The organism is Enterococcus sp. 12C11_DIV0727 (assembly GCF_002148425.2).
GTDB classification, from domain to species: domain Bacteria; phylum Bacillota; class Bacilli; order Lactobacillales; family Enterococcaceae; genus Enterococcus_L; species Enterococcus_L lemimoniae.
On sequence record NZ_CP147248.1, the window covers coordinates 3,485,937 to 3,497,906 of the forward strand.

Here is an 11,970-nt window from a genome sequence, read left to right on the forward strand (position 1 = left end):
TTTTAAAGTTTGTTGCTTATCTCACAAATTTGGGTATTTTGCTTGTTGCATTTAAATTAGAATCTTTCTAAAATATACATAAGTATTATATCAGACACCTTGTAGGATAATCAACAAAGTGTTGTGAAATAAAAGGATATGGATTATAAGGAGATCAAACGTATGACAATCAGAGCAGGAATAGACGTTGGTTCAACAACTGTGAAATTAGTAATTATTGACGAAAAAAATCATACACTATTCGCCAAATACGAGCGACACTACTCCGATGTAAAAGCAGCAACCGAAAAAGTATTGAATGAAGCGATGAATGAAATCGGTGAAGAAACGCCGATCACAATGACAATCACTGGGTCTGGTGGTATGGGACTAGCAGATGTTTTGACTATTTCTTTTGTTCAAGAAGTGATTGCTTGTACAAGAACAGTAGAAGAAATCATACCAGAAACGGATGTCGCAATCGAGCTAGGTGGTGAAGATGCCAAAATCACCTTTTTTGAAGGTGCCTTAGAGCAACGGATGAATGGTAGCTGTGCAGGAGGTACAGGTGCTTTTATCGATCAAATGGCAGTATTGTTGAAAACAGATGCAAATGGTGTCAATGAATTGGCTAAAAACTATCAAACAATCTATCCAATTGCCTCAAGGTGCGGTGTGTTTGCTAAGACTGATGTGCAGCCGTTGATCAATGAAGGGGCAGCGAAAGAAGATATCTCTGCCAGCATTTTTCAAGCAGTCGTCAATCAAACAATTGCGGGCCTTGCGGCTGGTCGCAAAATCAAAGGAAAGATCGCCTTTTTAGGCGGACCGCTGTTCTTTATGTCAGAACTTAGAAAACGATTCATTGAAACCTTGGATGTAAAACCAGAAGATGTGATTTTTCCAGAAAACCCTCAATTATTTGTGGCAATGGGTGCGGCGATTTATTCAGAAGGGGCTAATCCAACCACATTAGCTGAGTTGATCCACCGTTTAACCAAAGGCGATCAAGAACAATTAAAGCCGACCGATACGTTAGAACCATTATTTCAAGGTGAAGCAGAATTAGACGCGTTTAGAGCACGTCATAATCAAGCGAAAGCGCAAGAAAAAGCCTTGTCTGAACATCATGGTGTAGCATTTTTAGGAATCGATGCTGGCTCAACTACAACCAAAGTTACCCTGATCGATGAAGACGGTAATTTATTATTTTCATTTTACGGAAACAATCAAGGACAGCCGTTAGAGACCACAATGAGTGTTTTAAAAGACTTATACCAACAATTGCCGCAAGATGTTTTTATTGGGAAAGCAGCAGTTACAGGCTATGGAGAACATCTAATCAAAAATGCCTTAAAAGTTGATATCGGTGAAGTTGAAACGATGGCGCATTATAAAGCCGCTAATCATTTTCAGCCGGGTGTCGATTTTATCTTAGACATTGGTGGTCAAGATATGAAGGCGATGACGATCAAAGATGGTGTGTTGTCTTCGATTCAATTAAATGAAGCTTGTTCCTCTGGTTGCGGTTCTTTTATTGAAACGTTCGCTAAATCATTGAATTTTAATGTCAAAGAGTTTGCCCTTGAAGCGCTCAGTTCCAAAGCGCCGGTGGATCTTGGGTCTCGTTGTACTGTATTTATGAACTCGAAAGTGAAACAAGTTCAAAAAGAGGGGGCATCAGTTGGCGATATTTCAGCTGGACTTTCTTATTCAGTAATCAAAAACGCCATTTACAAAGTAATCAAAGTCCGTCGTCCGGAAGAACTAGGGAAAAAAATCGTTTGCCAAGGTGGGACTTTTTATAATGAAGCCGTGTTGCGAGCCTTTGAAATGATCAGTGAACGAGAAGTGGTTCGCCCGTCTATCGCAGGTTTAATGGGTGCTTATGGTGCCGCATTGATTGCCTTAGAAAATTACGAATTAGGAGAAGAAACTACGATTCTTGGGCTAGAGGAGCTAGATACATTTACAGCTGATAAAGAATTTACTCACTGTGGTCTTTGTGAAAACAATTGTATGATGACGGTAACGATTTTTTCTGATGGGCGTCAATTTGTCACTGGGAATCGCTGTGAACGTGGTGCAAGGATCAAAGTCAAGAAAGAAGATCGCAAGGTTAATTTAGTTGATTATAAATACCGGAAACTATTTAAGTACCGCCCTTTAAAAGAAAAAGATGCGGTGCATGGCAGGATTGGGATCCCTCGTGTCTTGAATATGTATGAAAATTATCCGTTGTGGCATACCTTCTTTACAGATCTGGGCTTCCGAGTAGAATTATCGCCACGTTCAAATAAAGAATTGTATGAACAAGGTATGGAAACTATTCCAAGTGATACAGCGTGTTATCCAGCTAAAATTTCTCATGGTCATATTCAAGCCTTGATCGATTCTAAGGTACCAATGATTTTTTATCCTGGTGTCGTTTTTGAACGCCAAGAGTCAGCCGAAGCAGATAATCATTTTAACTGTCCAATCGTGCAAAGCTATCCTGATGTCATTCGGAACAATGTTGATGATATTCGTGACGGTAAAGTCGATTATCGTAATCCTTATATCAATCTAGCAAATGAAGCTTCTGTAGCAAAAGTGTTAAGTGAAACCTTTGCAGATCTTGGTATTTCAGCAGAGCAAGTGGCCCAAGCACTTCGTCATGGTTATGAAGAATTAGATGCTTTTAAAGATGATGTCCGTAATAAAGGAGAAGAAACCTTAGTAATGCTAAATCAAAAAGGCGAGAAGGGCATTGTTTTATCTGGGCGCCCGTATCATTTAGACCCTGAAATCAATCATGGAATCGCCGATGTGATCACGCAAGAAGGGTTCCATGTTTTAACGGAAGATTGTGTTTCTCATTTAAGTGATGTTGGAAATTTACGCGTGGTAAATCAGTGGGTGTATCATTCTCGTTTATATGCAGCAGCACGTGTTGTGGCAAAATCTAAAAATCTTGAACTAGTTCAATTGAATTCATTTGGCTGTGGCTTAGATGCCGTTACAACCGACCAAGTAGAGGAAATCATGGATCAATATGGCAAAATCTATACGGTCTTAAAAATCGATGAAGGGTCTAATTTAGGGGCTATCAGGATTCGGTTACGTTCTTTGAAAGCGGCAGTTGGCGAACGGGAAAAAATGCATTTTGAACCAAAAATGCAGCACGAAGAGCCAGAAAAAATCATCTTTACCAAGGAAATGAAAAAGACCCATACCTTGTTACTACCAATGCTTAGCCCAATCCATCAATCTGGGTTAGTCGATGTTGCATTAAAAGCATCTGGTTATAATGTGGTTTGTTTACCAGCAGATGATCGGGAAGCGGTCAATGTCGGTCTGAAATACGTCAATAACGATGCCTGTTATCCAGCAATTATTTCGATCGGTCAACTGGTTGAAGCGCTGGAAAGCGGTGAGTATGAACTCGATCATGTCAGTGTGATGATGACGCAAACAGGTGGTGGTTGTCGAGCAACGAACTATATTCCGCTCCTTAGAAAAGCCTTGAACGATGCTGGTTTTCCGCAAGTGCCTGTTGTTTCTGTCTCAATGGGGAACAAAGGGGTCGAATCTAATCCAGGGTTTAAGTTTACCTTGCCAATGTTGAAACGTGTCGCAGTCGCATTTTTATACGGGGATTTATTTGAACGGGTCGTTTACCGCACACGCCCTTATGAAACCGAAGTCGGGATGATCGATGCGCTCCATGATAAATGGCTAAAACAAATCGAAAAAAATGTCCGCAACGGTTCACTGACGTTATTCAATCGTAATATGAAAAAAATTATTAAAGAGTTTGATGAAGTGCCCTTGAATGAAATCAAGAAACCCAAAGTCGGTATCGTGGGTGAAATCTTAGTAAAATACTCACCGACTGCTAATAACGATATTGTCCGTTTATTAGAAGCAGAAGGGGCAGAAGCTGTCGTACCAGACATCGTTGGCTTTATGAATTACTCTTTATATAATCAAATTTGGAAATACGATAATATGGGCATGTCTAAACAAAGTAAAAACTTAGCTCAATTTGCAATCCGAATTATCGAATATGTTGAAAAACCGATGGATAAAGCCTTAAGAAGTTCCAAGCGATTTGAAGGATTGAGTTCTATCCACGAATTAGCTGAGGATGCCGGAAAGATCCTTTCAATTGGAAATCATACTGGTGAAGGCTGGTTCCTGACTGGTGAAATGATAGAACTATTAAAGTCAGATGTCAATAATATTGTCTGTATGCAGCCGTTCGGTTGTCTACCAAACCATGTTGTCGGTAAAGGTGTGACAAAGGAGTTACGTCGTCAATACCCTAAGGCGAATATTGCACCGATTGATTATGATCCTGGGGTATCATTAGTGAATCAATTAAATCGAATCCGTTTGATGATGGCGACAGCCAATAAAATGATGAATGAAGAAAACGTTCGTTCATAAAAGAATAGAGGGTGTGAAACAAAAGTACTTTTTACTTTTGTCCCACACCCTCTATTTTTTCTACGATTAGTCAATCTGAAAAGATAATTCAATCGAAACTTTTTCTTTCTTTTTGTGTGAAATTCGTTATAAAATAGACTTAATGACTAAAAAAATTTCTCATTTGAAGCATACCAAATTTTGACGTAAAGGCTTCCCTTTACTGAATTTTAGACTTTGTGGTTGTTTATGAGGTATATACCAGTTATAATGAAAGAGAATAAAAAGGAGGAAATAAGATGGTTTCGAGTTTACCAGTTTATATTCAAATCCACGATAAAATTAAAGATGATATTGAGCATGGTGTTTGGAAGATTGGAGACCGCCTTCCATCCGAACGTGAGTTGGCAATCCAGTTCAGTGTAAGTCGAATGACGTTGAGACAAGCGATTCAAACACTTGCTGACGAGGGGATTTTAGAACGTAAGATTGGCTCAGGAACTTACGTTGCCCGTAAAAAAGTCCAAGAAAAAATGACAGGTACCACCAGTTTTACGGATATCATGCTTTCACAAAATCGAGTACCTTCTAGTCGTACAATTTCTTATTATGTAGCGAAACCAAGTTCTAGCGAGATGGAAAAGTTGAACCTAAAAGAAAACGAGCAAATCGTTCGAATGGAGCGTGTTCGTTTTGCTGATGACCTGCCCATCTGCTTTGAAGTTGCTAGTGTACCGTATTCTTTAGTAGATCAATATAGTAAAGCCGAAATCACAAATTCTTTTTATAAAACGTTAGAAGAAAAAGGCGGCAATAAAATCGGTCACGCCAATCAAACAATCTCAGCAATGTTGGCATCGGAACAGATTGCTGATTATTTAAAAATCAAACGAGGAGATGCGATTCTTCGTTTACGTCAAATTTCTTATTTTGAAAATGGCACGCCGTTTGAGTATGTCAGAACCCAGTACGTAGGAAATCGCTTTGAATTTTACTTAGAAAAATAAACTAAAAAAAGAAAATGAACGCGTTAAACATACTCAGATCGAAGAGTTGTCAGCATTCATTTTCTTTTTTATTTAGTTAAATCTATTTTTTCATTAACCCAATAAATCAAGATACCGCCAACGGACATAGATAATACTTCACTAATTCCAACGGTTAGCCATGTATAGAAAAAGGGTAATTGATAAAAGTAAGTCAATTGTCCAGCTACTGTAAACATTGATAGTGAACAAATCATTGCAGTTAGAATAATTTTTTTGACGGGGCTTTTTAGCTGCTTGGTGGCATAATAAGATAAACATAAAACGACGAATGTCGATAAACTACCTATTATAACATCTACTAAACCCAATGGTGAAGCAAAGTTTGAAATAGCTACACCCAATGTAACGGCGCCAATATAACGCTTGTTAAAAATCGGTAAGTAATTGAACAACTCAGAAAGCCTAAGTTGAACAGCACCAAAACTAAAGGATGCTAAAAAAATAGTAACAACAACATACAGTGCTGTAATCAGCGCCATTTTTGTCAGGGACATGACAGACCAAGCTTTAGTCTGCGAATTTGGATTATTCATTTGGATTCTCCTTTGTAAAACAGTTTCTCTGTTTTAGTGATAACTATGACCAAAGGACGTGACAGAAAGAATGCTGCCAACTGAAGTGTCATAGTGTGAAAGCTAGCTCGTAAAGCTAGACAGTGTGAATGGCTTCACTGGATGTTATGTTATCGGAGATTGTGCTATTTGTAAAGTAAGGTGTGAAATATAAATGTTATTATTTTTCTAACCAACCACCATCGATTGTCATGACAGTTCCGTGAATATAGTCTGCCTGTTGACTTGCCAAAAATAATGTTAGCGAAGCAACTTCAGCAGGTTTAGCCCAGCGTCCAGCAGGAGTTTCATTAGCGACCCATTCGGCCATTTTACCATCTCCAGCAAAATCAGCCGCATTCATGGGTGTCTGGATCGCTCCAGGAGCAATTGCATTCGCACGGATGCCTTGTCTGATATAATCATGATCCAACTGCTTTGTATAGCCAATGATCGCATGTTTTGAGGCAGTATAAGCCGCGCCACCGCCGCCAGCTACCATGCCAGCAATCGAAGCCATGTTGATGATCACACCATGCTTTTGCATCAAAAGTTGTGGTAAAATTTGATTAGTGAGTAAAAAGGTTCCTTTTAAATTTACAGCTAAAACACGATCCCACAAGGCTTCTGTTGTTTTCAATGTAGGGGTGTAGTCATCTAGAATGCCCGCAGTGTTTAATAAAATATGAATACTGCCAAATGTGTCATTTACGCTTTCCACAGCAGCAACAATATCGTTGGGTTTGGTTACATCACCGATAAAAGCGACAAACTTTCCAGGATAATTTGTTGCTTGCTCAGACGTATTACGCAAGCCAATTTGATCAACATCCATACCAAACACATTTGCACCTTGTTCTACGAAAGCGATCGCTTGAGCTTGACCGATCCCGGAAGCCGCTCCTGTTACAAAAATTGTTTTACCTTGGTATTCATCGAAATGCATACTTGTACCTCTTTTCATAGTAATCAAAGAAAAGCTAGAGCGACTTATTTTAAGTGTTCTAGCTTTTTAGCAAAATTTTAGTCGGCGTGGACGATTTTCCAGTCTTCAGCCAAAACATCACAAGGTGTTGGAGAGAACATGCTGTATCCTTCGTCAGATGTTTTAATTAAAAAATAGGGAGTGACTTGGAGGAACGTGCCATCTGAGGTACCGATCTCGTCTCTAAGCTCAATGTACAATTCAAAACCACCCCAGCCCTCTCTGACCGCTTTTGCTCCTTTTTTAATATGTGGCAATATTTCTTCAAATGTCATCTACTTGCTCCTTTTTTATGATTGGCAGTTCATGATAAGAACACTCGCCTGTTTCAAACGTTACTTGTCCATTCACTAATTCAACGATTTTTGTCATAAATTCCTCAGATTTAGGTTCATCTACAAGACAGATAACATCAACATGTTCGCCGTAAACCGTGTCTTTTAGAGTATACGAGTTGTGTTCCATGAAATTTTGAACACTGCCTAAATTTGGATAACTGATCGTTAAACGGATCTCCTGTTGTAATTTTCCTTCGACTAAGCCAACAGCGCTCAATGCATGAGATACGGACTGACTATAAGCTCGAATCAAACCACCTGCGCCTAATTTCGTTCCACCAAAATAGCGGGTAACAACGGCTGCGACATTGATCAATTCTTGTTTTTTCAGTACTTCTAACATAGGAATACCAGCAGTTCCGCTAGGTTCACCATCATCACTACTACGTTGGATATCACTTTTTTCACCAATCACAAAAGCACTACAATTGTGATTGGCTTTCCAATGTTCTTTTTTCTTTTGAGCAATAAATTCCTTGGCTTCCTCTTCTGAATAAACTCGTTTGAGAGAACAGATAAAACGAGATTTTTTGATCTCAATTTCACTTTCTCCATCAGAGCGAATGGTAAAATAACTTTCAAGCATTTGCTCAGTCCTTTACTACATAATGCTTTAAGTATAAAAAAAATCAAGACGAGAAGCAACTGTTCTCTTTAAAATACCTGAGAGAGCTTCATTTGCTTCTTGAAAATTTTATGAGATAATAATAAAAGGAATACTGTTTTTTTGGCAGAAATTATTTTTTCAACTAAAGGAGTGAATGATTTGGCAAAAGAGCGTCAAAAGAAATATGATAGCGTTACTCATTATTTAACAACTAATGGTGGATCACAAGTAACTCTAACGTTTACTCAGTTTGACGAGTTGCTTTTTCCTCATTCAGGACTTCCTAAGACAGCACGAACTGATATTGATTGGTGGGCCAATGATCATAAGCACCCTGAAAAAGGAGCTTACGGCTGGCTTAACGCAGGATATCAAGTGGTACAAGTCAATCTTGAAAAAGAATATGTGGTCTTTAATAAATTACTAAAATCAAATTGGTTATTTTGAACGAAAAAATAACGAGAACCCAAAAGCGGGAAGCGTTGACAAATATTTGGTTTATACGATATCATGAAGAATAGAAGACAAAGATCAGCTAGGTTATCATTAGAAAAAGGAGATGGATAGAATGGCTAAAAAAACAATTATGCTTGTATGTTCTGCAGGGATGAGCACAAGTTTGTTAGTAACAAAAATGCAAAAAGCTGCCGATGCACAAGGGCTGGATGCGGATATCTTTGCAGTTTCGGCTTCTGATGCGGATAACAATTTAGAAAGTAAGCCTGTAGATGTCTTATTATTAGGTCCACAAGTACGTTTTATGAAGGGTGACTTTGAGAAACGTTTAGAACCAAAAGGAATTCCTTTAGAAGTAATCAACATGGCAGATTATGGTATGATGAACGGGGAAAAGGTTTTACAACAAGCGTTGAGACTAATTGGAGACAATCAATAAAAAATCGGCGGTTGCTTTAATAGCAAGTTTATTTTAATTGAGCAAAACAAAACGTGTCGCGTTTTGTTTTGCTCTTTTTTTTTATTTTCTACACTGAGAGCTTCCCTTCAAAAAAAACAAAGCAAGAAATGCGTAGCTTAATAGTGGAGGGGATAAAAAATGCAAGAATTATGGGGAAGAAAAGTCTTGAAAAAAGAAATCAAGCATAGCGAACAAATTGACACAGCGAGTCTGACCTTACCGACGATGAAAGAACTAGCGGAAAATAAAATTCAATGTTTACGTTGTGGTCAGATTCAATTGAAATTTACCGTACAGTTAGTGAACCAGTGCTACTATTGTCCAGAATGCATCCAATTAGGTAGAGTAGATACTGGTCAGCAATTTTACCATTTACCAGAGCCTGATTCAGGCAAAAGAAAGGTTTCTTTTGCTTGGGAAGGTCAATTAACTATAGGACAACAGCAAGTTTCAGATGAATTAGTTGCTTCTGTAAAAAAAGCTGAATCTCGCATGATTTGGGCGGTTACAGGTGCTGGGAAAACGGAAATGTTGTTTAAAAGCATCCATTATTCTTTAGAATGTGGTTATCGAGTTGGAGTAGCTTCGCCTAGAGTGGACGTTTGTTTAGAGCTTTTCCCAAGAATACAAGCTGTTTTTCCAGATGAAGGGGCCCTGCTGCTTCATGGAAAGATGGAAGAGAGCTACCGTTATACTAAATTGCTGATATGTACAACACATCAATTACTGCGCTTTTATCAGGCTTTTGACGTATTGATCATTGATGAAGTAGATGCCTTTCCGTTTGTTGATAATCCACTACTACAATATGGAGTAAAGCAAGCAGTCAAGCCAAAAAGTTCACTGATCTATCTCACGGCAACTCCGACCGAAGCGTTAACTAAAAAAACAAATCAAAATGAATTAAAGACAAGTATTTTACCCGCTCGTTATCATAGAAGAGTGTTACCTGTTCCAAAAATGAAATGGTGTTATCGTTGGCACGAAAAAATCAAGCAAGGCGTCAGCCCTAAATCTTTTGAGAATACGATTCGTATGCTGATAAGTAAAAATGATGTCTTGATTTTTTGTCCCACTATTACATTGATGAATCAACTAGAAAAAGCTGTGGAAAAGAGTTTTCCAGAAACGCCACTCGCTTCTGTTCATTCGCAAGATTCACAACGGCTAGAAAAAGTTCTAAAGATGAGAAATAAGGAATATCGTATTCTGATGACGTCGACTATCTTAGAACGTGGTGTGACATTTGACGGTGTTTCTGTGATTGTTTTAGGTGCCAATCATACTGTTTTTGCAACATCTGCTCTGGTTCAGATTGCGGGTAGAGTTGATCGGAGAAAAGAATATACTGCAGGAGAAGTCTGGTTTTTACATGATGGCTGCACAAAAGCTATGAAAGAAGCAGTCAAGCAGATCAAAAAAATGAATACGCTAGGATTAGAGCGAGGCTTGATCGATGAAGTGTAATTACTGCAGTCAAGTGATCAATAGAAATCTAACGCTCGCCGAAATATTCTTACCTAAGAAAATTGTATCGGAGCAATTATGTTCTCGGTGTACCCAAAAATTTCAGTTACTGGAGTCAAAAGGGAACTGTCAAGGATGCCAGCGTCAAACCCAAAATACGTATTGTAGTGATTGCTTAAAATGGCAACAACTTTACCCACAGTATGATTTTCATCATGAAGCACTTTTTTCATATAATCAAGCGATGCAAGAATGGTTTGAAGAATATAAATTTAAAGGCAATTATAGACTTAGGTATAGTTTTGTTGCGCTGTTACAAACTTACTTTAGACAAAAGAAAAATTGGATAGTCATACCAATGCCAATTTCCAAAGAGCGTATGGCTGTCCGTGGGTTTAATCAAGTTGAAGGGTTACTTGAGGCAGCAGGAATCGCCTATCAGCCATATTTGGTCCGTTTTGCCGATGGTCTTTCTCAAGTGACGAAAACTAGAAGTGAACGACTCCAGTTAGTTCAACCTTTTGAGCTGACCAAAGAAGGGCAAAAAGCAGTCTCAAATAAAAGCGTTCTTTTGGTCGATGATATCTATACAACGGGGCGGACGATTTTTCATGGAGCACAAGTTATTTTAGAAAATCACCCGGCTAAACTGTATACGTTTTCTCTTGCGAGATAGCAGAATAAATAAAATGAAAAATCGTCCGCAATTTTGTTGGCAAAAGTACTATAATTCGTTATAATAGAATTAAGAAGAAGGATAACAGAGTGGTCCTTTTATTCCTTCTTTAGTGGCAGATGAAAGGGGTAATCGTTATGTTTAGATATAATGTGCGTGGAGAAAACATCGAAGTTACTGAAGCAATCCGAGACTATGTAGAGAAAAAAGTTGGTAAACTAGAACGTTATTTCAGTGATTCACCAGAAGCAACCGTTCATGTAAACTTAAAAGTCTACACTGAAAAAACAGCAAAAGTCGAGGTTACTATTCCTCTACCTTATTTAGTATTACGTGCTGAAGAAACATCACCTGATTTATATGCAAGTGTTGATTTAGTTGTAGATAAATTAGAACGACAAATTCGTAAATTCAAAACAAAAATCAACCGTAAATCTCGTGAAACAGGGATGAATACTGCTAAAGCAGCTATTTTCTTAAATGGTGAAGAAACACCAGATGAAACGCCAGAATTAGACATTGTTCGTACAAAACGTCTTTCACTAAAACCAATGGACAGTGAAGAAGCTGTTTTACAAATGAACATGTTAGGACATAACTTTTTTATCTTTGAAGATTCAGAAACAAATGGAACAAGCATTGTTTACCGCCGTAAAGATGGTAAATATGGTTTGATTGAAACAGACTAAACAAAAATAGGAACGTAAATTTCCTTGATTTGGCTTTAAACTATCTGATTCATTAGAAGATAGAGCGTTTTGAAGAATAGAAAGATCAAGTGGATTTTACTTCTAGATATTCGATATTTAAGAGACTGTAGCAAGACGGCACACGTTTTGCCGCAGTCTTTTTTCTTTGTTTTACGTGCGTATACATAAAAAATAATATAATATATTGTTAATATTAAGAGAAGTTATTTCCTTTCTTGGCAACTAATGATAAAATGGAAAGGATGATTGTGCATTTAGTGCAAAAAATAAATAGAGTTTATT

11 protein-coding genes are annotated in these 11,970 nt (G+C 38.0%); 7 read left to right on the top strand and 4 right to left on the bottom strand.

The features are described 5' to 3' along the window. The first annotated feature begins 162 nt into the window (after window positions 1-162). Entirely contained in the window at window positions 163-4,410 is a 4,248-nt protein-coding gene (locus tag A5866_RS16650; protein ID WP_086444773.1) for a 2-hydroxyacyl-CoA dehydratase, read from the top strand. 278 nt (window positions 4,411-4,688) lie between these two features. Beyond that, the gene (locus tag A5866_RS16655; protein ID WP_086281034.1) at window positions 4,689-5,396 is read left to right on the top strand and encodes a GntR family transcriptional regulator; all 708 of its coding nucleotides are present in this window, start codon (window positions 4,689-4,691) and stop codon (window positions 5,394-5,396) included. A gap of 68 nt (window positions 5,397-5,464) precedes the next feature. Here A5866_RS16655 and A5866_RS16660 read toward each other — a convergent pair whose 3' ends face one another. The 4 genes from A5866_RS16660 to A5866_RS16675 form a co-directional block, all read right to left on the bottom strand. Then, window positions 5,465-5,971 (bottom strand): QueT transporter family protein, encoded by a 507-nt coding sequence (locus A5866_RS16660; RefSeq protein ID WP_086444772.1) that lies wholly within the window; start codon window positions 5,969-5,971, stop codon window positions 5,465-5,467. A 199-nt stretch (window positions 5,972-6,170) separates the two neighbouring features. After that, window positions 6,171-6,953 carry a 3-oxoacyl-ACP reductase gene (locus tag A5866_RS16665; RefSeq protein ID WP_176271330.1) on the bottom strand — a complete coding sequence of 261 codons (783 nt, stop codon included), beginning with the start codon at window positions 6,951-6,953 and terminating at the stop codon, window positions 6,171-6,173. 59 nt (window positions 6,954-7,012) lie between these two features. Continuing rightward, on the bottom strand, window positions 7,013-7,249 hold the full coding sequence (locus A5866_RS16670) for a DUF2829 domain-containing protein (protein WP_086281043.1): 237 nt from the start codon (window positions 7,247-7,249) through the stop codon (window positions 7,013-7,015). Next, window positions 7,239-7,898, bottom strand: a complete 660-nt coding sequence (locus A5866_RS16675) for a YigZ family protein (protein ID WP_086444771.1) — start codon at window positions 7,896-7,898, stop codon at window positions 7,239-7,241. Before A5866_RS16675 ends, A5866_RS16670 begins: the two co-directional genes overlap by 11 nt. Window positions 7,899-8,078: 180 nt before the next feature. On the opposite strand from A5866_RS16675, the gene A5866_RS16680 reads away from it, so the two are divergent. From A5866_RS16680 to hpf, 5 genes are all read left to right on the top strand, one after another. Beyond that, a complete protein-coding gene (locus A5866_RS16680; RefSeq protein ID WP_086281048.1) occupies window positions 8,079-8,366 on the top strand; it encodes a DUF7662 domain-containing protein in 288 nt (95 codons plus the stop codon). Between the two features lie 121 nt (window positions 8,367-8,487). Continuing rightward, on the top strand, window positions 8,488-8,814 hold the full coding sequence (locus A5866_RS16685; RefSeq protein WP_086281051.1) for a PTS sugar transporter subunit IIB: 327 nt from the start codon (window positions 8,488-8,490) through the stop codon (window positions 8,812-8,814). 159 nt (window positions 8,815-8,973) lie between these two features. Further along, on the top strand, window positions 8,974-10,302 hold the full coding sequence (locus A5866_RS16690; RefSeq protein ID WP_086444770.1) for a DEAD/DEAH box helicase: 1,329 nt from the start codon (window positions 8,974-8,976) through the stop codon (window positions 10,300-10,302). Next, window positions 10,292-10,978 (top strand): ComF family protein, encoded by a 687-nt coding sequence (locus A5866_RS16695; RefSeq protein ID WP_086281060.1) that lies wholly within the window; start codon window positions 10,292-10,294, stop codon window positions 10,976-10,978. The genes A5866_RS16690 and A5866_RS16695 overlap by 11 nt, the downstream gene beginning before the upstream one ends. Before the next feature lie 137 nt (window positions 10,979-11,115). After that, window positions 11,116-11,667 (top strand): ribosome hibernation-promoting factor, HPF/YfiA family, encoded by a 552-nt coding sequence (gene hpf / locus A5866_RS16700; protein ID WP_010760772.1) that lies wholly within the window; start codon window positions 11,116-11,118, stop codon window positions 11,665-11,667. Window positions 11,668-11,970 lie beyond the last annotated feature (303 nt).

Excerpts from the sequence above, each read along its gene's own strand:
- hpf (WP_010760772.1), top strand. The coding sequence starts at position 11,116 with ATGTTTAGATATAATGTGCGTGGAGAAAACATCGAAGTTACTGAAGCA.
- A5866_RS16670 (WP_086281043.1), bottom strand. The coding sequence starts at position 7,249 with ATGACATTTGAAGAAATATTGCCACATATTAAAAAAGGAGCAAAAGCG.
- A5866_RS16690 (WP_086444770.1), top strand. The coding sequence starts at position 8,974 with ATGCAAGAATTATGGGGAAGAAAAGTCTTGAAAAAAGAAATCAAGCAT.
- A5866_RS16650 (WP_086444773.1), top strand. The coding sequence starts at position 163 with ATGACAATCAGAGCAGGAATAGACGTTGGTTCAACAACTGTGAAATTA.
- A5866_RS16685 (WP_086281051.1), top strand. The coding sequence starts at position 8,488 with ATGGCTAAAAAAACAATTATGCTTGTATGTTCTGCAGGGATGAGCACA.
- A5866_RS16660 (WP_086444772.1), bottom strand. The coding sequence starts at position 5,971 with ATGAATAATCCAAATTCGCAGACTAAAGCTTGGTCTGTCATGTCCCTG.
- A5866_RS16655 (WP_086281034.1), top strand. The coding sequence starts at position 4,689 with ATGGTTTCGAGTTTACCAGTTTATATTCAAATCCACGATAAAATTAAA.
- A5866_RS16695 (WP_086281060.1), top strand. The coding sequence starts at position 10,292 with ATGAAGTGTAATTACTGCAGTCAAGTGATCAATAGAAATCTAACGCTC.
- A5866_RS16665 (WP_176271330.1), bottom strand. The coding sequence starts at position 6,953 with ATGAAAAGAGGTACAAGTATGCATTTCGATGAATACCAAGGTAAAACA.
- A5866_RS16675 (WP_086444771.1), bottom strand. The coding sequence starts at position 7,898 with ATGCTTGAAAGTTATTTTACCATTCGCTCTGATGGAGAAAGTGAAATT.